Annotated in this window: 18 protein-coding genes and 1 pseudogene; 17 read left to right on the plus strand and 2 right to left on the minus strand. The window is 46.0% G+C overall.

The features are described from left to right. Positions 1 to 51 precede the first annotated feature (51 nt). The 4 genes from LFX25_RS05710 (at position 52) to LFX25_RS05725 (ending at position 4,315) form a co-directional block, all read left to right on the plus strand. On the plus strand, positions 52 to 690 hold the full coding sequence (locus tag LFX25_RS05710; RefSeq protein ID WP_118955398.1) for a ribonuclease D: 639 nt from the start codon (positions 52 to 54) through the stop codon (positions 688 to 690). Beyond that, positions 687 to 2,069, plus strand: a complete 1,383-nt coding sequence (radA, locus tag LFX25_RS05715; protein WP_238729372.1) for a DNA repair protein RadA — start codon at positions 687 to 689, stop codon at positions 2,067 to 2,069. Before LFX25_RS05710 ends, radA begins: the two co-directional genes overlap by 4 nt. 502 nt (positions 2,070 to 2,571) lie before the next feature. Continuing rightward, positions 2,572 to 3,306 (plus strand): hypothetical protein, encoded by a 735-nt coding sequence (locus tag LFX25_RS05720; protein WP_238729373.1) that lies wholly within the window; start codon positions 2,572 to 2,574, stop codon positions 3,304 to 3,306. 172 nt (positions 3,307 to 3,478) lie between these two features. After that, a complete protein-coding gene (locus LFX25_RS05725; protein ID WP_319937432.1) occupies positions 3,479 to 4,315 on the plus strand; it encodes a hypothetical protein in 837 nt (278 codons plus the stop codon). 36 nt (positions 4,316 to 4,351) lie between these two features. Here the strand turns inward: LFX25_RS05725 and LFX25_RS05730 are convergent, their stop codons facing one another. After that, complete coding sequence (locus tag LFX25_RS05730) at positions 4,352 to 5,920, minus strand: beta-propeller fold lactonase family protein (protein WP_238729375.1); 1,569 nt, start codon at positions 5,918 to 5,920, stop codon at positions 4,352 to 4,354. 376 nt (positions 5,921 to 6,296) lie between these two features. Here LFX25_RS05730 and LFX25_RS05735 point away from each other — a divergent pair. The 5 genes and pseudogenes from LFX25_RS05735 to greA form a co-directional block, all read left to right on the plus strand. Beyond that, positions 6,297 to 7,295: pseudogene (locus tag LFX25_RS05735) on the plus strand (LIC10775 family protein); the annotation flags it as partial. A gap of 3 nt (positions 7,296 to 7,298) precedes the next feature. Next, positions 7,299 to 8,135 carry a hypothetical protein gene (locus LFX25_RS05740; protein ID WP_238729377.1) on the plus strand — a complete coding sequence of 279 codons (837 nt, stop codon included), beginning with the start codon at positions 7,299 to 7,301 and terminating at the stop codon, positions 8,133 to 8,135. 481 nt (positions 8,136 to 8,616) lie between these two features. After that, entirely contained in the window at positions 8,617 to 9,336 is a 720-nt protein-coding gene (gene flaA2, locus LFX25_RS05745) for a flagellar filament outer layer protein FlaA2 (RefSeq protein ID WP_010575492.1), read from the plus strand. A gap of 24 nt (positions 9,337 to 9,360) precedes the next feature. Continuing rightward, complete coding sequence (flaA1, locus tag LFX25_RS05750) at positions 9,361 to 10,314, plus strand: flagellar filament outer layer protein FlaA1 (protein ID WP_238729378.1); 954 nt, start codon at positions 9,361 to 9,363, stop codon at positions 10,312 to 10,314. A gap of 214 nt (positions 10,315 to 10,528) precedes the next feature. After that, complete coding sequence (greA, locus tag LFX25_RS05755; RefSeq protein WP_238729379.1) at positions 10,529 to 13,309, plus strand: transcription elongation factor GreA; 2,781 nt, start codon at positions 10,529 to 10,531, stop codon at positions 13,307 to 13,309. Between the two features lie 163 nt (positions 13,310 to 13,472). Here the strand turns inward: greA and LFX25_RS05760 are convergent, their stop codons facing one another. Further along, positions 13,473 to 13,724: a hypothetical protein gene (locus LFX25_RS05760; protein ID WP_238729380.1), complete on the minus strand. Its 252-nt coding sequence runs from the start codon at positions 13,722 to 13,724 to the stop codon at positions 13,473 to 13,475. A 330-nt stretch (positions 13,725 to 14,054) separates the two neighbouring features. Between LFX25_RS05760 and LFX25_RS05765 the strand changes: the two genes are divergently transcribed. The 8 genes from LFX25_RS05765 to LFX25_RS05800 all read left to right on the plus strand — a co-directional run bounded on the left by LFX25_RS05765 (position 14,055) and on the right by LFX25_RS05800 (position 20,514). After that, the gene (locus LFX25_RS05765) at positions 14,055 to 14,417 is read left to right on the plus strand and encodes a helix-turn-helix domain-containing protein (protein WP_238729381.1); all 363 of its coding nucleotides are present in this window, start codon (positions 14,055 to 14,057) and stop codon (positions 14,415 to 14,417) included. A gap of 684 nt (positions 14,418 to 15,101) precedes the next feature. Next, on the plus strand, positions 15,102 to 15,626 hold the full coding sequence (locus LFX25_RS05770; RefSeq protein WP_238729382.1) for a phage neck terminator protein: 525 nt from the start codon (positions 15,102 to 15,104) through the stop codon (positions 15,624 to 15,626). After that, positions 15,623 to 17,002 (plus strand): DUF3383 family protein, encoded by a 1,380-nt coding sequence (locus tag LFX25_RS05775; RefSeq protein ID WP_238729383.1) that lies wholly within the window; start codon positions 15,623 to 15,625, stop codon positions 17,000 to 17,002. The genes LFX25_RS05770 and LFX25_RS05775 overlap by 4 nt, the downstream gene beginning before the upstream one ends. Positions 17,003 to 17,014: 12 nt before the next feature. After that, the gene (locus LFX25_RS05780; protein ID WP_135573756.1) at positions 17,015 to 17,425 is read left to right on the plus strand and encodes a phage structural protein; all 411 of its coding nucleotides are present in this window, start codon (positions 17,015 to 17,017) and stop codon (positions 17,423 to 17,425) included. Then, positions 17,425 to 17,808, plus strand: a complete 384-nt coding sequence (locus LFX25_RS05785; protein ID WP_319937434.1) for an LIC_12613 family protein — start codon at positions 17,425 to 17,427, stop codon at positions 17,806 to 17,808. Before LFX25_RS05780 ends, LFX25_RS05785 begins: the two co-directional genes overlap by 1 nt. A 43-nt stretch (positions 17,809 to 17,851) precedes the next feature. Continuing rightward, the gene (locus LFX25_RS05790; RefSeq protein ID WP_238729384.1) at positions 17,852 to 18,070 is read left to right on the plus strand and encodes a hypothetical protein; all 219 of its coding nucleotides are present in this window, start codon (positions 17,852 to 17,854) and stop codon (positions 18,068 to 18,070) included. Positions 18,071 to 18,112: 42 nt separating this feature from the next. After that, positions 18,113 to 19,912 (plus strand): LIC12611 family phage tail protein, encoded by a 1,800-nt coding sequence (locus tag LFX25_RS05795; RefSeq protein WP_238729385.1) that lies wholly within the window; start codon positions 18,113 to 18,115, stop codon positions 19,910 to 19,912. Then, positions 19,912 to 20,514, plus strand: coding sequence for a phage baseplate protein (locus LFX25_RS05800; RefSeq protein ID WP_238729386.1), 603 nt, complete (start codon positions 19,912 to 19,914; stop codon positions 20,512 to 20,514). The genes LFX25_RS05795 and LFX25_RS05800 overlap by 1 nt, the downstream gene beginning before the upstream one ends. Position 20,515: the final 1 nt, after the last annotated feature.

Below are 20,515 nucleotides of genomic sequence, written 5' to 3' on the forward strand. Positions count from 1 at the left end.
GTTTTGTATTTTTGATTCCCGAAACCGTGCGGTACGGATTATTATGAAATTATGCCTCCAAAACCTTCAACTATAAAACCGGAGCTTTTTCCCGGTGATCTCTCGCAAAAAAGATTTGAAGAATACAAGGCGGACGACCGTCTAGCGGTCGACTGCGAAATGATGGGACTCAATCCCAGAAGAGACAGGCTCTGCGTGGTTCAGATCTGCGATTCTTCCAATAACGTAAGTTTGGTTCAAATTCTTCCCGATCAAAAAGAAGCGCCGCTTCTCAAATCCTTATTCGAAAATCCGGAGATCGTGAAGATCTTTCATTTCGCGAGAATGGATTCTCTTTTTCTTCGTTATCGTTTGGGCATCGCGTTGCAGAACGTTTTCTGCACGAAGATCGCGAGCAAACTGGCTCGTACCTACACGGACAAACACGGTCTCAAAGATTTAATCCGAGAATTTTATGATGAGAATTTGGATAAAAAGAATCAATCCTCGGACTGGGGGAAAAAAATTCTTACCAAAGACCAAGTCGACTACGCGAGCGGAGACGTGAAATATCTGATCTCCCTTGAACAAAAACTCACGGAAATTCTAGTGCGCGAAGGGCGCGATTCTCTTGCGAGAGAAGCCTTTGCCTGTCTTCCCGTTTTCAACCAGATCGATTGGCTTGAGATGCCCGCTCTTTTCGAACATTGAAAAAGAAACTCGTTCGAAATTTTATCTGTCAATCCTGCGGTCAGGATTATTCGCGTTGGGCCGGCAAGTGCGAGTCCTGCGGGAATTGGAACACCATCGTGGAAGAAGTCGGCGGAGAACGTTTCGCTTCTTCCTCGAACGGGAATTCTCAAAAACACAAAACGTATAAGGAGCCGACTCCGTTAGACAAGGTAGGAGAAGAATCTCTTACAAGAATGGGAACGGGTTTGAAAGAACTCGATCTCGTTTTGGGAGGAGGATTGGTTCCCGGTTCTTTGACGTTGATCGGCGGCGAGCCGGGAGTCGGTAAGTCGACCTTGGTTCTCGAAGTTTCGCGTTATCTGACACAGGCAAAAAAAAACGTTCTTTATATTTCAGGGGAAGAATCTCCTTCCCAGATTCGGATGCGCGCAGAGCGGATGGGAATCCGTTCCTCCAATCTTTTGCTGACTTCCGAAACGTTTGCGGAAAATATTTCCGCGATGATCGAAGGGGAAAGGCCTTCGGTGGTTTTTGTCGATTCGATCCAAACGATCGCGAGAGAAGCGCTGCCCAATCAAGCGGGAACCGTCACGCAGCTTCGGGAATGTACGCAGGTACTTTTGGAAACCGCAAAGAGAACGGGGATTCCCGTGTTGATGACGGGCCATATCACGAAGGAAGGGGCGATCGCAGGACCTAAGGTTCTGGAACATCTTGTCGATACGGTTTTGTATTTCGAAGGGGATCGGCTCAACTATTACCGATTGCTGCGCGCGGTAAAGAATCGTTTCGGCGCGGTGGGCGATCTTGCGATTTTTGAAATGTTTTCGGGAGGCTTACGGGAAGTAGGCGATCGCAATCGAATCTTCGTAAGCGCGGGCGCGGAAGAAAGAAGCGGTTCCGTCATCAGCGCCGTTCTGGAAGGAAGCCGCGCTCTCACCGTGGAGGTGCAGGCGCTTGTGAGCAAGACAGGCTTTCCCCAAGCAAGAAGAATGGCGGAAGGTCCGGACACACGACGTGTGATTCTGCTCGCGGCCGTGATCGAAAAGTATATCAAAATTAAATTAGGAGAATGTGATATATTCAGCAACCTCGCAGGCGGCTTGAACGCCGACGAACCCGCGTTAGACCTTGCGATTTGCACTTCGATCATTTCGAGTTATTTGGATCAGCCTTTGCCGAAGGGAACCTGTGTTCTCGGCGAGGTCGGACTTTCGGGAGAGGTGCGCAGTATCGGACAGGCAAATCTTCGCGTGAAGGAGCTCGCGGGCGTCGGGATGAAGAAGGTGATTTTGCCGGAAGGAAATTTAGGCGAACTGGAAAAGAATTTGGACATTCAGATTCAGGGAATTCGTTCGCTGAACGATCTGCGTTCTTTGTTTCCGGGTGCGAACTGAAATTTCGGAGAAATGTGGGAACTCATACGATCCTATGTTTCAGCAAGGTGTGGGAACTCTTACGTTTGCGTTTTTCCGTGATGAAAATTTTGTGGGAACTCCTGCGGCCGACTGTCTTCCGAAGAATTTGCGTGGGAACTCCTGCGCTGGGTTGTCTTCCTACAAAGCTTGTGGGAACTCCTGCAAAAAAAAAATTTTTATCCAAAACAAATGGATGATCTCCTTCCATTTTCGAAAATCGTTTCGAATCGAGTCTGTAGTTCAAAGTTTGACGGATATGAAGGATGAGTTCGAGAGGGTTTGTGAGTTTAGAAGGCGCTGTTTCTAAGGATTTCCGTTCAATCTTGTGGGAACTCCTCCCTGTAGTTTGTATCGAAAACGATGTTGGAACTGCTACCGTTCCCAAAACCATCTTGAAAATGATCGAACGAGAGTTTTTCTCCAACGGTTTGTCGGACGAATTGAATCAATAAGAATTTTATACTTTACTGATAGAGGTTTTATGAAAAAGGCGATTCCGATTATTTTCCTGCTTTATTTCTATTTAAGTTGCGCCAGCACCGGGTACGACCGCGGTCCTTTGCCTCCCGTGGACCCGAAAGAGATCGTGATTGATTCCGAAGAAATCAAACATTATCTTTCTTTAAAGCCGCAGCTCCGATTTCCCTTTCGCGTGGGCGTTTATATTCTTTATCCGGAAGGATACAATTATCGAATCGATGCGAAGAATAAATCCGCGTTCCTAACGATCGAAGAAACTTTAAAGGCCGATAAAATCGTATCGCAGATGTTTCTTATTTCGGAATCCGTTTACGACATGGATCGACAAACGCACGTTCCGGGTTTCCGGGATCACTATCCTGTCCGGACAAGAACGTTGGACGGTATCAAAAAAATCCGTCTTCTTGCCGCGCGTTACGGGGCCGACGCCGTTCTCGTGATCAAACCCGGCGTCCGTTACAATCAAAAGCCGAATCTTCTTAGTATTCTTTACGCGACCATCGTTGGAATTTGGCTTGTTCCCGGTTCTTCGGGAGAATCCACCTTCACGCTCGAAGCGACTCTTTGGGATGTTCGAAACGAATATTTATATCTGACCACAGAATCCGAAGCTTCTTCTTCCGCGGTTCGACCTTACGGATGGATTGATGAAACTTCGATCGTCGCCGAAAGTAAAGAAAAGGTGATCTCCGAATTTTCTTCGGAAGTGCTGAGACGGTTTAAGAGCATGAAGTAGGATTTCGTAAACCATGATTTAGTTTTTGGAACGTTCAATCTTTATAATTTTGTAATATTCGAATTATTTTTTGTAGATTCGTGGCGTGGTCGTTTGTGCGGTATCTTAGGAGATGCGGGCGATTCTGCTTTTTGGTGGAGATGATTTGTTATTTCAGAATACTTTAAAATCAATGAGATTCCGGATATTTCTGGTGTTTTGCTTTGCCTTTTTTAGCAGCAATTTGTTTTCAGAAGACCTTGCGCTATTGGAGGAGTATAAATTGCTGCATATCGATTTGCTGAATATTAAGACATCCGGATATAGATCGTATTTTAATCTACAATTGAACAGGGCGGAAGCAAAAATTCATAATTTTCAAGGATCTTTCAAGACAACAAAAAACCGTCTTTTTTGCGGTATATCGGGCTTAGGTTTTTTTAAAATTAAGTTGTCAAATGGTTTAATCGGATATACGAGACAATGTGAGCTTAAAGTTAACAAAGAGCATGAGTTAACTAATAAACATTATTCCTTCTTTGATAAGATAACAATGCCTCGGAATTTTGATCCGGGAACATTAAAAATACTTTTAAACGGAAGTATTGCTGTAAGATCTTCTGAGCAAGAGTTGGTTGTGGGACAATTGAAAACGTATAAAATCAGTTCCGAATCGTTGGAATATCTTAAAGAAGGTATTTACGTGGTTAAAGCCAATGTGATTGCTGAAGACGAAGAAATGCGTGACGATAAAATATACGCAGGTCTTATTGAAACGAGCAATTATGATTTATTTCCCGTTCTTTTGAGGATGTATTTTATCCTAATGACGTTAAATGAAAAACAAATTGCTAATGTCGAATTCAAAAGGGATCTGCTAAGAATGCAAATTGCAAAGATCGCGACCGAATCTAATTGTCCTGAAAAAGACATTCTTGCCGATACGGATGAAAGTTTAATTGACCATTACGAGAATCAAAAATTATTTTTTTTAGAAAGTATTTTGCCATTTTTAAAATACGATTATTGAGATAAAAAACGCCGTTCCGACAGAGAACCCGATTCTTCAGTAAATTAAGATCGCATATGGTCCGGGATTTCCCGGACCGGCGCCGACGATATTGGGAATATTCGGCGATACGCTTCCGTTGATCGTATCCACGGTATACAGATTGACGACGTTTCCCGTCGACTCGGTGGAAAAAGCGTATTTACCGGAAGAATCCAAAATCACGTTCTGTGTTCCCATGCTCGAAGTGATCGCCGATCCCCATACGTTTAAAACTCCCGAAGAGTTGCGCGTGGGAATGACGATGTTGGTAGTCGCGGACGCATAATTGGAGATAAACGCGAATTTCCCGGCGGGATCGAAATCGATGCTTGTGGGTTGCGTGAGCATCGTGTTGTAAGCGCCTCCCGCGAGCAAAAGTCCGTTCGTATAATCGATCGTAAAGAGATCCACGTTGTTTGTGGTATTGTTAACCGAATACAAATGTTCTCCGGTAGGATCGGTCTTGAGGAATACGGAACCCGCCGCATAAGGGGTGTTCGATCTGGCGCTCGGGATTCCGGTTGAGTCCAAACCGAAAAACAAAATACCTCCTCCTCCGTTCATGGACACAAAAAGACTATTACCCGCGGGATTCAAACAAATCGCTTGCGGTGAAGTGGAGGCTCCCAATCCGGGAACGATGTTCGGAGAAAGCGCGCCCGTTACAGGATCGATTTTGAAATAGTAGATCGTATCCGCCGCCGCCCCGGTGGCAAACGCGAATTTTCCCGCGGGCTCGACTACGATTTTGGAAGGAGAAGGCACGGGATAAGTCGAGGCGAACGTGATATCTCCGGAAGAAGTATCGATCCTGTAGGTTGTGATCTCCGAAGCCATCGTGGCAAAAAGGAATTTTCCGGAAGGATGAATCGCCATCGAGGAAACTCCCGATGTTGTATTCACGAAAACCGTCGTTCGAGTCTGCAAAAGTCCGGTATTCGGATCCATCGTAAACAGCCAAATCTGAGAATTCTGATAATTGGAAACGAAGGCCCAAGCGCCGCTCGTGCCGAAACCGCCGGAGCTCGTGTAATTCGACGCCATACGTTCGCCTTGTTCGTTCAAAGCATCCGTTGTTACCCTGAGTTTGTATTGGGTTCCCGATCGAAGAATTTTAGAAGGATTGAATGTGATTTTCGGATTTTGAGCGAGATCCAGATTCCCTTCGATACAGGATGCGAAGTCGTCGAAGCTGACTTGGACCGAACCCGAACAGGTTCCCGCGGTTGATTGAGAAGTCAGCGTTTCCGGACTCATCTTTTCGCTAAATGTCAGCTCGATGCCCGTTCCTCTTGAAACGGAGGTCAATCCGCTTGCGGGATTTTGTTGAAATACCTTTAGATTGGGATTGATCTTTCTTCCGTAACGATAACCGCAGACTTCTCCGCTCGGGTCGTTGAAGGCGAGTTTTAACGCGAGACTTTGTCTGAAAACTTCGCTGGCCGGATCGCAGGCGCTCAGATCGAACGTTGGTCTGCAATTGTAAAGGAATATGCAAAAACCATAAAGTATGAATAGGATGCGGAGCGTATTTCCATTTTTGAATGTCCGTTTAATAATTTTAAGTTTATTATTTATTTCCATTTTGGTCGCCTTGGGGTAAATAGCATCGGGCGAATCCGTAAGTCAAGGCGATCGATCGTTTTCGGAAGGTTTGAAAAATCGTAGGTTATAAAACGATTCCCGAATCTAAATTAGGAAATTCTAAAACATAGTTTGGAGCAAGCCCGGCGTCTTGCCGCCGGGAGCCTTATCGTAGGATCGGTTCGGGGAAAGAATTGAGCTTGCGTCTGTTCTTATTTCTAAATATCCTTTGTAAGCGGCACCCATGTTCAGAATCATCCATCGCAGTTTCGGTTTTCAAAAAAGAAGCGTTTTCCCTCATTTGATTGCTTTGATTCTCTCTTTCGTTTTCCTTCCGTTATCCGGACAAGGGACTCCACCGCAGACAAATCCGCAAACTTCCGTTGATCCTCTTCTTCGCGGTTCTTGGTTTGCGGATCAGGAACAAAAGGAAGCCATTCTCTACAACCGAGTCATGAAACTCTTTCGACCCGACCCGCACTTTGTCTGGAAGACCGATTCCCGCGGTAGAAATTATCGATTCTACAAAGACGGAAGAGTGGAGTTTTTGATCGATCGGGAATATCGCGAAGTTTTTCCGGATGTGTCCGAACTCGACGTGCATACAAGCGAAGCGAAGGCGTTAGCGGATCACGGAGAACCGTATTCGGCGATCCGGCTTCTCAAAGGAATCGGACTTTGTTATCGATTCCAATTCGGCAAACTCGCGCCGGAAGAATCGCGTAAAGCGGGCGAAGATCTGAGCCGTTTGCTGAAACATATGGCGCACAAGCGCCTCGAAACGGACGATCTGACCGATCCATACGGTTGCATAAAAAAGAATATTCTAAAACTGGAAAGTGAACCGTTTCGATTCTCCCTCGAAACGACGGACGAGTGGAAACATTATTTTCCCGAACTCGAATCGCCGGAAAGCGGAACCGAAGGAGATCATCTTTGGAAGGTGCGTCGGTTCTATATCGACGTTCCCGCCGATTTCGGAGCGGACGAATGGGAAAAAAGTTATCGCTCCCAAGCCGAAAAATTTCTCTATTACAGACCCGATCGAATCTCGCTCACGATCGGTTTGACTTATCATCCGGTCGCGTCGATTTATACTTCCAAAAATTACTTTCAACTTTGGGATCTCAAACGGGGAATCAATCCTCGAACCATCCGTGAGATGAACTTCCGCAGAAAAAAAGAGGACGATTCGTACGCGAGCCGATTCGACTTTTTTCACAAAGACGGACGAAAAGTTCCGATCGTGATTTTGGAAAAATATTATTTACGGGAAAATCGCGGGCTTTTGTTTTCCGTCGCGGGTCCGGAAAAACAGATTGATCGCATCCGACAAATCTGGTCACAATTGAATCAGAAATTGGTCGTCGAGTGAACTATGATCATCGCGCTCGTAAAAACCGGAGATCGTCCTTATCCGCCTGGACCTCCTTCTCGAAATTCTCCCTGGCAGCTTCTGCTCATAGGGTTTTGTCTCGTGGACGGAATGGCTCTTCTTTTTATACCGCTCGGAATCTACGGTTCGGTTTTGGTTACGGCCGCCTTGCTTTTGTTTCTATTTCTCCCCTTGCTTTTTTTGGTCATCCGACTCAGCACGAAATTCGGGAATCTACTCTACGTCGCGCTTTTCCTGAGCCTTTTGTCCGCGGGAGTTTCCGCGCTTTATATCAGTCACAGCATCGGATTCTTTCTCGGAATTCCGGTGGGGAAGAACGTCGATTTAGCGCAAAGCGGAGAATTCGGAAACGATCGAATTCTTGTGTTTCGAGGAGTGAAAATTCTTACCGACTATGTCTCTTCCCGATCGGCGATCAGCCGAGCGAAGTCGGAACCCAAACGAGCCAAAACCATTTACTTTCACGTAGCGCCGTTGGTCGCAGCAAGTTGGAAAGAAGGAGATCCGATTCAGGTTTGGGTCGCTTGCGAACGGATGGAACTTCCGAACTGTTCTTGGGGTAGTTCCGTCTTTTTTTGGGGGGAGAATCTCAAGAATCATTCCCTCTATCCCTATTATAAACTTTCCGTTCAAGACGCCGGTAAGATTTATAAATTCCCGATTTCAGAGCATCCTATCATTTTCCGCCCGATCGCCGACCCGGAAAAAAAACTGGTTCGAGCCGGGATGTACGGACTTTCTGGTTTGTTCTTCCTGAACTACTCCTGGTTCGTTTGTATCTTTTTGGGGAAATTCTTTGGGAAAGGGAAGGAAGAGTGAGCTGGTTGTTTTTAATACGGATGGGCGATTTGCGTAGCCTGGAATCGACGGAGCAAGCGGCTTTCTTCGATCCATAACCTCTTGCTCAGAAAGCTGAATCTAATTTACAGATAATCCGTCGGAACTACGACGATTTTTCCGTGAAACGGCGGCCCCGCCCGCGTTTCGGGTGGTGGGGTGTGGTGGCGGGAAAACTCCGGAGGTTTTCCTCTATCAGAAAATCTCAGTTTGCACAAGTAAAAAGGCCGCGCTTTTGTCGGAACACTTGAATTTCCCCTCGGTCCGCTCGGTAGAAAAAAATCTTCATTTTCCTAAAAAACTTTTTCGTTTGCTAATTTTGATCCTTTCTCTTCCGATATTTATACAGAGACGGGTAGTAGAATCAGATTTTTTCTCCATCCGTAAATTCTATGATAGAATTACGAGACCCGTCTCTAAAACGATTTTTTATTTTTGTATTTTGTAACCAGGAGAAATTCTCATGAGGAAGAAGATCATCTTACTTGCCGGACTGCTCTGCATTCTTGCTGTACCAGGTGTCTATAGCCAGCAGACCGGAAACAATCAGGCTGGTGGAAATCAGCAAACAGGAGCTACCCCGGATCCTCTTGAGAAACTCATTCTCGAGAATTTCGAAGAGGCCGAAGACTGGAGAGCTAAATCCACGACCCCTCTCGGAGAAACCAAGGTTCTCAAAATGGTTCAAAGAGGTCTGATGAGAGACGTGTTCGACGAAAACACCGTTCCGGATAACGGAGGAGATCAGATCGAAAAGAACCATATCCTCGGTGTAAAAACCAACTACACGAACAGAGGATTCGATCGAGTGGAAGTGTTTCCTCCCCACGAGTATGTCGTAAAAGGAAAAGCGCGTCAGTTGTCCATCTGGGCGCTGGGAAGAAAATTCCGTCACACTCTGTTCGCTAAATTAAGGGACTACAGAGGCAACACTCATAATATCCGCTTGGGAAGATTGGATTATTTCGGTTGGAGAAAACTGACCGCGACGATTCCGGGTTACGTTCCTCAAAGTACGAGATTCGCTCTTTTGGATAAGAATCTTCACTTCGTTTCCCTCTTCGTAACCAGCGACGTTCACGAAGTCGGCGGACAATTCTACTTTTATGTGGACGATTTGGAAGTTCGTGCCGATAAATCGGATGCGAAGTATCCTGGATCGGAAATTAAAGATAACTGGTAATCTTCTAAAGAAAGGAAAGCAAACATGAGAAGGTTCATGAACTCGTTCAAAATTACAGCGGCTCTGATAACAATTCTCGGAGGAGCGATTCTCCTGGGAATGGTTAACGGACAAAACATCATCAAAGGAAAACGCGGAATCGACACCGCAACCGGTATCGACGTAAGCGGATTGGAACTCAGATCCATCACGGTTGAATCTTGGGACAATCCCGCGGGTTCCGCTCCTTACGGTTGGGAGGTTTTCACCGATAAGGACACGCAACAAGCGCAAGGCGGAAACGCACAACCGCAAGCTTATCAAGCGACCGCGCAAAACGCGCAAGCTCTGAGAGAAGTGAAATTGATTTCCGGAAAACCGGGAGACATCAAGAACGTGGATGCGGGAACTGCGAAAGTTCTCGGGGTAAAATTCCAATTCACGTATCCGGGAGACAACTCGGTAACGATTCGTCCTCCTCGAGTTCCGGAATACGAAGTTCTTCGCACCAAAGCGTATTTGGATTCCAACAACCAAAGAAAGGTTTCGAAAATTTACGGAGTGGAATTTCCGGGTGTGAGCAAGGCGATCTCGGTTTGGGTTTGCGGAAGAGGAAACGAATACAACCTCGAAGGTTGGATCGAAGACTGGAAAGGCGACACGCATATCCTTCAGTTCGGATCGATCGACTTTATCGGATGGAGACCTCTCACCGTTCATATTCCTCAGGGAGTTCCTCAGGACGTGAATTCATATCCGCAAGTAAAGACCATCGTCTTCAAACAGTTTAAAATTCGTTCCCGCCCCGATACGAGCGGTGAAACGGTTTACGTTTTCTTCGACGAACTTAGAGTTCTTTCGGACGTGTTCGAAGTTCACTTCGACGGAGCTTCCATCGATTTCGACGACGACGATTGCAAGACGAAGCACAAATTGGATAAGATGCTCAAGACCAAAGTCGAAAAAGAATGCGGCGGCGGAGCAGGAGCGAACAAGTAAAATCTTTGATCAACGGGATGTTCTAAATCCCGTTTCTTCCGCGCTCGGTAAGGCCGAAACGACGGCTTTGCCGGGAAATCCCCCTCTCTCTAAATTCTGGTTTACGGATAAGCCAACTTGGCTATAATTGATAAATACAGGGCTGTCAGAGAGGAATTTAACCCCAAACGTCCCAATTTTCTATCAAGCCGAGACTCAATCGGTGGAGTATCCTATGTCTAACGAAATATCAGCAACTACGGAATCCAGACCGGCCAGCGATCTGGATAAGCTGACATCTCTTTTCAACGAAGAAATCTATGTTCGCACCGATGCGAACTCCATTCCTGCATCCAAATTTAAAATTTTTGACGATCTCATCGAATTTTACAAATCAGCCGGAAAAATAGACGAAGCGAAACAAAAAATAGAAGAGTATCTTGGGGAACACGAAGACAGCATCTCTGCTCGTTATCTACTCGGAATTCTTTCCCTCGAAAGAGGAGAGATCAGCGACTCCGGTTTATTAAAAAACCTATTAGAATCTTTTAAAGTAGCGGGGAAGTGGGCGATCATCGAACACATTACCGATCAGATCCTGAAATACGGGGATCAAAGACTCGCGCTTAAATACAAGGCCGAGGCTCTTGAAAAATTAAAGAAGAACAAAGAACTCAAAGTCGTGCTGGAAAAACTCGCTAAGCACGACCGTAAAAATCCCGAGATCCTCAAAAAATACGCGCTTTCCATATTAGAAGAAAATAAAGAAAGAGCGATCACCTATCTCAAACAAGCGATCGAGACGTTTGCAAAAACGAAAGACTATGTTCAGCTTGAGGAAATCTGGCCGATCATCGTCACCAACAACCACGAGGATCTTCAGTTTTTTGAAAGAATCGAAAGAATCATGTTGGGTCACAGAGAAAGAACCAGACTTGTCGGTTATCTCTATCCGATCGTAGAACCTTACAAACAACTCGAAGATTGGGAGAAGGTCATCTACTTGTTAAAGAAGATTCTCGAACACGAGGCTTCTTCCAACAAAGCAAGAAACGAACTCATCCGTGCGTATAAAGCGAAGTATGCGAATCATTCCCTTTTGGAAGACTTTCTCAAGATGTCCGAGATCGGAAACAACAGAAAGCCGATCAAGGTTTGTATCGCGAACTTCGAAAGAAACATCGTGTTCGACACGAACAACTACGTTCTTCACAGAAACTGGGGAGTGGGAAAGATCACTTCGATTTCGCCTAACGGAGATTCCATTTTTGTGGACTTCAAGGACAAAAAGGATCATAAACTTTCGATCCAGATGGCGATCACCAGCTTAAAACCTCTGAAAAAAGATCATATCTGGGTGAAGTTCTACGAAAACAAAGAAGAGATCGTGGATCTTTTCAAGAACAACATCCCGGACTTCTTCAAGGAACTTCTTACCTCCTTCGACAACAGAATGTTGACCGCCGATATCAAGTCCGAAGTTTCCGGAAAATTTCTTCCTTTGGCCGAGTGGTCCAAGTGGTGGAACAAAGCCAAGAACGTAATCAAAAAAGAACCGAACATCGGTTTCGATCCGAAGAAAAAGGACGAACTCGTATATCGCGAAAAAGCGATTTCTTTGTCGGAAGAGTTATCCGAAAAATTCACGCACCAGACGGATTCGAACAAAAAACTCGATATCGCGATGGAAGCGTTGGACAACCGAGAGGATGCGGAGGGTGCGATCGAAGCCTTCAACCATTTCTATTACGAAGAGGAAGAAGCGGCGGATCCGGTCCGCAAGATCGTTGCGTTCTTGTATTTGCAAGCAGCGTCGGAAGAACTCGGAGACGAGGAAATTCCGAGACATCTTACCGAGCAAAAAATCGCGGAACTCATCAAATCTCTTCCCGTATCGACGTTGACCGAAATTTCCACAAAGATCGGAAACGTGGAAATCAAAAAAGGATACGTGAACTTGTTGCGCAAGCACGCACCGAACGCGGAAGAAGTGTTGACCGGAATCCTTTTCGAGGTTCCGATCAAAGTGAACAAATACGTATTCTCCATTTTGGAAGAAGAAGGAAAATTCGATCTTCTCAATGCGTTTATCAAATCGGCGGGTATGAGAGCGAAAGAGGCCCCCGAAGTATTCATCTGGGTCGCGAAATCCATTCTCACCAAGACTTGGGAAGGGGAATGGCTCGTATCTTCCAAACCGGAAGAACGTCTCGAACTCATTCTGAAAGTGTTCCGTTTATTCAAACCTCTCGCTAAGATCGAGGACAAAGGAACCAAACTCAAAAACGCATGTAAGGAAATTCTTCACGGAAACGACGACGAAGTTCTTCGCGAGGCGATCAACGCGGGAGATTCGGAATACATCCGCAAACTCTACGCGCTTTACAAAGAAGTTCCTTATTTTACGGATTTGGAAAAAGAACGTCTATATTCTTTGATCGTCGAGTTGAAGCCCGATATCGCTTGGGACGAAGACGAAGACGATGAAGAAGAGGACGACGATATTCTCAACCGCATTCCGGAAGGAGCGATTCTCGTTACGAGAAAGGCGCTCAACCGCAAAAAGGAAGAATTCGAACATCTTCTCAACGTAGAAATGCCGGAGAACTCCAAGGATATCGGAGAGGCTCAGGAAAGAGGGGACTTGCGGGAAAACGCGGAATACAAAGCCGCAATGGAAAAACAAGTTCAGCTGCAAGCGGCGATCAAACGTCTGGAAGCGGAAATCAAAAGCGCGATCATTCTGGATCTTACCAACGTCAAAACGGACAAGATCAATATCGGAGTTACCGCGAAACTCAAGAACGAGTCGACGGGAGAGTCGGTCGCCTATTCCATCTTAGGCGCTTGGGATGCGGATACGGAAAAACATATCATCAGTTACCAATCTCCGCTTGCTAAGTCGCTTCTTGGAAAGAAGGTCGGAGATTCGGCCGTATTGAACCTGACCGGGGCCGAAACGCGTTACACGGTTCTTCAAATCGGAAGATTCTCGCTTCAAAACCAAGAAGACTAAAAAACATTCAAAAATTTGAATGTTTAAAATCCCGGGTCGGTTTCCGATTCGGGATTTTTTTTGTCCAAAGAGTCTTCGTAGCTTAATACGCTTTATCTAAAATTCCGTCGTTTGCAATTCCGCTATTAAAAATCAAATGAACCTGTTCTAATCCGAGGAAACGTTACGCCGTTTTGCTTTTATACTGTTCCTCGTTTTTTGTCGCCAATAATAATGCGACTTCGGTCGGAAGCAGATGTCTTTGCATGTAAACGAGCAATTCTTCCGCGTTGAGTTTTTGAATCATAGTGTTCGGAATCTTATCCCAACACTGATCGAAAACCGTTCGGACGTTCAAACCTTTTGATTTCAATTCTCCAACTTGATCGCAGAGAAAACGGATTCGTACGCGATCTCTTTTTATGATGTTTGCCATTGTATTTCTCCTTTGTTCCGGACGTTCCGTCTGTCCGCTTTTCTCTCGATCGCATTTCGCTTTTCGAGACGGTTCGAATCGACAACTCGTATCTTAGTCCGATTCTCATTTTTTGAAAAGAATCGAACTGCCCTTGTTCATCGTATTTCCGTGTTATTATCGTAACGTCACCCTCGGACAAAAAATCCTTTCGGAAGAATTTTTAGACGCTTCAAGATCGGAAAATGTTTCGGACCGCACGAAATGCTTCCCTTCGCGGCGCAAAGGAATGCAAACTTTTGAATATGCCCTCGGGCTTGACAAAAACGAATGTGCTTTGTCGTTAGGCTCATGATTCAAAAAAGAAAAAACTCGAACCGGGGAGCGTATCGCGGAAACGAAACGCAGGCGGTTGTTGGATTTGCACAGGAAGGTTCTCTTTTCCGCAATGCGGGCAAAAACGAATTCAAATCGGGTTCGACGTCGAAGGAATTTCGGGCGGATCCCGCGGTTCCGAAAGATCCGAACGATACGATGACTCCGAAAGAAGTTGCCGCGTTGTTGAAACGTACGATTCGAAGAGTAGGGGATTACAGAAGAGAGGGTTTGCTCGGTAAATTCTGGAGATTGACGGACGGTAGCATTTTGTATTCCAGAACCGGAGTGGAGGAATTCTTTCGGAGCCATTTCGTAGAAACCGAAGAGTTGAATTGATTGCAATGTTGTTTGTTCGAAAGACGTTTTGATAAATTGTAAGCTGCTGCCTAACCGCGAAATGCGATAGAACTAAGATTTCTGCGAGAATGGATTCGATTCAGCAAGAACTTGTCCCAAAATCAAAAACTGTGGGAACTCCTGCTTTTTCAATCCCTTCCTTGAAAATCCAAATAGATTGAAACATACGGTTTTGTAGGAGCTACAACGTATTTCCCCGTTTCGGGAAATGTTTTAAATGTACCCAAAGAATCCGCCTTCGAAAGAAGAAAGAACGTTCTTATTCCTCTTTCGATTTTAAAAATAATCATCTGAAAAGAACGCATTTTGTCGACGTCCTCTATTTCGAAAATCGCAGACTTGAAGTCATCATTTGTTCCGACCAATCGATTCTTTTAAGAAACCGCTTGATTTTACTTTTGAGATGGGCCGCCGCGACTGATTTTTTCGATAGGCTCGGTTGCGCCGGATTGAAATCCGTTGTCCTAACCTGTTCTTGCTTTCCATTCTTTTCTTTCATTGATCTCTTTCGTCTTTTAAAAGCCGCGCTCCGGAATCGTTTCTTAACCGAATCGGCTTCTTGAAGTGCGCCCTTTATTTTTCCATTTCGGGTGGAAATCCCGTCCTATGACGTGCAATCGCGACGTAGATTTGTCGGAACTCTTGTCGTAAACTCACCGCATCATGAATTTTGAATCCATTCAATCGGCGATGGACAAGATGATCGAGGAGATCAAAAAACCCGATCCACCGATCCCTATGATTCTCGCCGATCAAACTTCTCTTCCTTCTTCTTATCCGTACGGAGTTTATAAAATTTTAGAATTGAATCAGGATTCTTTCGGCAGCGCGTCGAGACGGATCGAATCGGTCGATTCTGCGCATTATAAGGAAACTTCGCGGATTACTCAATCAATTTCGCTTAACGTTAAATTTCTGCACGATTCTTCGATCACGAGTTGTTGGGAGCTTTCGGAAAAGGCGATGAGTTGGTTCGATTCGAAAGAAGGAATGATCGAATGCGAATCGTTTTCGATCATTCCGGTTTTGATCTCTCCGAAGATTCAGGATCAAACCGTTTTAACCGCGAGCTTGACGTACGAGTATAGAACGAGCTTCGACATCATTTTTAAATTAAGAAAGTACAGCGAAAAGCAAGGCGAATCGACCGCAAGCGCACCAACGGTTGAATATCAGGAGGAAGCATGAGCGCACAAACAGTCTCTAAAATAGAGCCGATCAGTATCAATCTATTTCTTAGAAATACTCCGGTTTCTCAAATGGGATTTGGGTTACCCTTGATTCTAGGAATCAAGGCTCCAACCTATTTCTTACAAGTTTCAAGTAATTCCAGCGGTCTCATTTGGAAATCCGCAACTCCGGGAGTTGTTTATATCCAAGTGAAATACGTAGTCGCCGGAAACAACACGGCACTAAGCGTCGTTCGCGCCGGAACCGGAACCGTCAACGATCCGTATGTTGTTACGGTTAACGTTGCAACGGATGCGGGCGGCGTCGCGACTTCGACCGCGCATCAGATCAAACTCGCAGCGGAAGCGGTTTCCAATATTGCAGGAGCGACAAAGATCGTGGATGTGATCGAAACGGCGGATGCAGGCAGCGGAGTCGTTTCAGCCTTCGCGCAAGCTCCGCTCGCTTACGAACGATACATGGAAATCACGAGCGCGGACGATCTTTTGGAATTGGGTTTTACCTCTTCCGATAAGGAATACGTTCACGCTACAAAGGTTTTCAGACAAACTCCGAGACCGAAAACCGTTGCGGTGTTCCTTCTTACGTCTTGGGCGAATGCCCCTACGGAGATCGCGGCATTGCGCGACAGCGGAAAGGACGCTTGGTTCAAAACTACGGCGACCACTCACGATAAGGGCGAAATACACGCGTTAGGCGACTATCTTGCATCCATCGAAAAGATGTTCTTTGCCTGCACGAGCGATCTTACCGCGCTTACGGGAAGAAATTCCATCTGGGAATATCTGACTCTTCATAAGAATCCGGATTCTTTCCCGGAAGCCGCTTGGGTCGGCAACTCCGCTCCTCGCAGAGTCGGCTCGTATAACTACGCTTATCTGCCGCTCGACGGCGTCGAGAACTCGGGTTACACGAATTCTCAGATGAACTCCGTATTTGCGGACAACGGCAATTTGATCGTTGATTTCGGCGGAAAGCAGGTTCCTTATCCGGGAATTTCCACGGCAAAAGTTTACGCCGATGTTGTGGAGAATCGTTCCTGGCTGAAGGCGCGTTTGAAAGAAAACATCACGGCCCTCTTTCTCAATTCGGACGTCGTTCCTTATACGATGCAGGGGATTCAGATGATCGAATCGAAAATGCGCGAAGTATTCGTCCAGGCGGGCGTTCAGGGAATCATCGCTTCCGTCGAAACCGAAGCGGATAAAACCCGTTCCGATCTCGGAGACTATCAATACAAGATTAATCTTCCCGCATCGATCGACGAGATTCCGACGAACGACAGAAATAATCGGATTCTTCCGAACATCACATTCTCTTGTCGCTTGAGAGGAGCGATCAACGAAGTCGATATCGACGGGGAATTAACCTAAGGAGCATTGGAAATGAGCGGTATTTGGGATCCAAAAAAATTAAACGTTAGCTGCAACGGCAGAGACGTAAGCGGCTTAAGTCAAGCGGACGGGTTCTTTAAAATCGAACCCGTTACAAAGGAATACATCCTTTCACAAGTCGGCATCAAAGGAGATTGGAACATCTCCGAAGTATATGACGGAAGAGTAAAGTTGACTCTGACCCTTATGGGCGATTCTCCCGAGAACGAATACTTCTATACTCTTGGTGAAGGTCGGCTTCCGTGTGTGTTCACGATCAAGGATAAAAGCGACGGGGGGATGCTCGGCTTTTCAGCACAAGGAAGAGTTTGGGAAAGACCCAACATCGAAAAGGGAAAAGAATACAAGGATCGCGCTTGGGTCTTTCTTCTTCCCGATTATAAAGGAGTGTTGACCGCATGATGACGGATAACGCGAACCAGGAACTGACGAAAACGGAGAAGAAGTTTGCAAAACATTCTTCCCAAGACGCGGAGAATTCCGTTCCGTCCGAGCCGATTTTAGAGACGATCGACGACGACGCAAAGGTCGCGCAGATTCATTTCGTGGACGGAAGAAGATACAAGCTTCAGCATCCGGGAAATCGAAAAGCTCTGCGTTGGAGACAGGAATCGATCTCTCTGACCGAAGGACTCAATCAGGATAAACTGATGGACAAGTTCTTTAAGTTTTGCGTAAAGCCTATCGACCACGGCTTCGAACCTACGTTAGACGTAATCGAACCGAATCATGTGGAGGTATGGCTGCACGTAGCGAATCGATTTCTTAAGTGGGAGTTGGAATAACCGATTCCCGAATTTAGGGGAAGCGCCTTCCGTCGAAGAATGGATGAAGTGGATCGACGAAGAAGTGGATCGAGAACTCTTCTTCTGGCAACCCTTCATCCTCGGTGCGGCGCATTTTACGAGTAAGGAACTCGAGAATGCGTCCACCGTTCTTTACATGAAGATGATGGAAGTGGTGGATCGACGGAAAAGAAGAGAAGCGGAAGAAAAGGCGGAAGAACTGAAATTTTTAGCCAAGCTGATTCAAGGCTCCGGTCATTGAATCGAACGGATTTTGAAGATAACATAGATAAGAGAAGGAAGTATGGCGGCTCGAGAGATAAATATTACGATTAAAATAGACGCGGACGATTCTATGTCGGAAATCCAAAAGGAACTCGACGATTTGCGCGGACGTCTTCTGGATTTTTCGGATTCATTCCAATTGTTTTCAAAAGCGGGAGCTACGGCAATGCGGGAATTCGGCGGATCGATCGCCGATTCAATCGGAAAGTTCTCCACACCTTTATCGCAGCTTGCGGACCGTCTGAAAACGAGTGAATCCAGTTTGACGAGTTTGTATTCGAAGGCGAAGGGAAACGCCGCTTTGGAAAAACAATTCTTCGACGTGGCAAAGGCTGCGGGATTTACACAAAGAGACATCGCTAAGCTGGACTTTCAATTGAATGCAGCGGCCAGAACTTCCGCACTTCTTTCCGGCGCCTTAAAAAATCTCGCTCAAATCGGAATGACCGCTTTTAAAAGCGTGATCGCTCCGGCTTGGGAAGCGGGAATCGCATTGGAAAAGCAGAGAGAGATTTTGAAAAGCCTCTCGGGCGGAGAAGGATTCGGAAAACTGCAGGCTTCGATCGACAAGACCATTCAAACCTCGAAAGGACTTGCAACACAACAGCAACTGAACTCGGCCGCAAATGAAGCGATCAAAGCGGGCGCTTCCGTGGATTTTATCACTCGCAATCTTTCCGGATTACAAAAAGCGTCCAGACTCAGCGGAAGCGAATTGTCTTCGTCCATGCAACAAGCATACGAGGCGATCGAAGAAGGAAGCGACGAGTTTCTGCGGAATAACGGCGATTTATTTTCAAGTTATTCGGAAGAATTTAAACGAATCAACGAATCGGGGATGTCCGCGATCGACAAACGTCTCGCGAGGGAGAAGTTGATCACCGGCGCGCTCAATGAAAATAGTAAATTACAAGATGCTTATGGAGCGCACGTAAAAACCACTTCGGCGGTGGTAGACCGATTCAGCAATCGAATCGAAGATTTAAAAAGCAAATTCGGAACTCTAATGTTGGATGCCCTCAATCCTGCAATGAACTACTTTTCGGATTTATACGATTATTATACGGAAAACGCGGAAGGAATCGAAGAACTAAAGGAAAAAGTGATCGTTTTCGGAAGTATTCTTGCCGGGGTATTAGGAGCCATTGCCGTTAAGATGATCGTCACTTCGGGAATTACGTTGAGCGGGATGGTACCCGCATTGTTCGCAATGGCTTCGGCGGGATGGATTGCAATCGCACCTTGGATTCCTTATATCGCGATCGGAGCCGCTGTCGGAATCGTCGTCGCCGGTTTGATTCTTGTAATCCGCGATCTTTTCAAATGGATGAACGGAGGCAAGTCGGTAATCGGCGGGTTTCTTGGCCCTTTTAACAATATTAAGAAAATGTTTAACGATTTGGCGCTTTGGTTTCAAGGATTGCCGGATACGATCGTGAAGTTTTTCAAAAACCTCGGTCCCAAGATCAAAGAGGCTTTAAAGGGAATGATTCCCGGCGACCTCTTGAAAATCTTCGGAGTCGCTTCGGTAAAAACCGATAAGGTGGAAACCGTCGAGGACGCGATTATCACCAAACAGGGAAAGGTCGTAAAGTTTCATCCGGACGACAACCTGGTAGCCGTAAAGGACTTGGGTATTTTGGGAGGTTCTAAGCCGAACAAAGGCGGAGGTATTTCGGTAAATATCGCCAATGTAGTGTTAGGTTCCGCAACCAGAAAAGAAGACGCGGCCGTGTTCGCATCGTATTTGGAAAAGGAATTGGATAAGATCGCGTTGAAGATCGGTCTCGCATCGGGACTTTCTCCGGAGGTAGGATAATGGGAATCGTAACGGGAAGAGACACCATTGCGTTCACGGACGGCGACACAGAGGTGGAAATGAATGTGTCGATGGATATTCAATATACGTATCCTGCGGAAATCACGGGGCATCCGGTCGAAAGGGAAAAAGGAAAAGCTTCCATAACGGATCATGTGATCCCGGGAAAAAGAGGGATTTCATTGCGCGCAATATTATCCTCTTCCGTAAACGCATTCACTTTATCGAATATAACCGTCGATCGAAAATTGGAAACTCTGATCCGTTGGCAGACGGAAGGAACGTTTCTTACGATGCTCGGATACGAAACGGGAGGAATCATAAATCGAATTCTTTCCATGCTGCCTGCTTCCTTCCGTTTCGTAGAACCGGACGATCCGGATCGACGTTATTTGGGAAGATCGATCGATGAAATCCCGAATCTTCTTTTAGGAGACGTGTCTTTTTCAGAAGTTAAGGAAACGGGAAAGGACGTTACGGTTTCTCTTTCGATCGTTCCCATTCTGGTCGCGGAAGCGAAAACAAGGGAAATCAAAAAGGTTCCTTCGGGCGGCAGAAAGAATCCGACGAAGGTGGAAAAAAAGGGAGCTCCCAAAAAGTAAG

The sequence above is a fragment of the Leptospira sanjuanensis genome (assembly GCF_022267325.1).
Classification (GTDB): Bacteria; Spirochaetota; Leptospiria; order Leptospirales; family Leptospiraceae; genus Leptospira; species Leptospira sanjuanensis.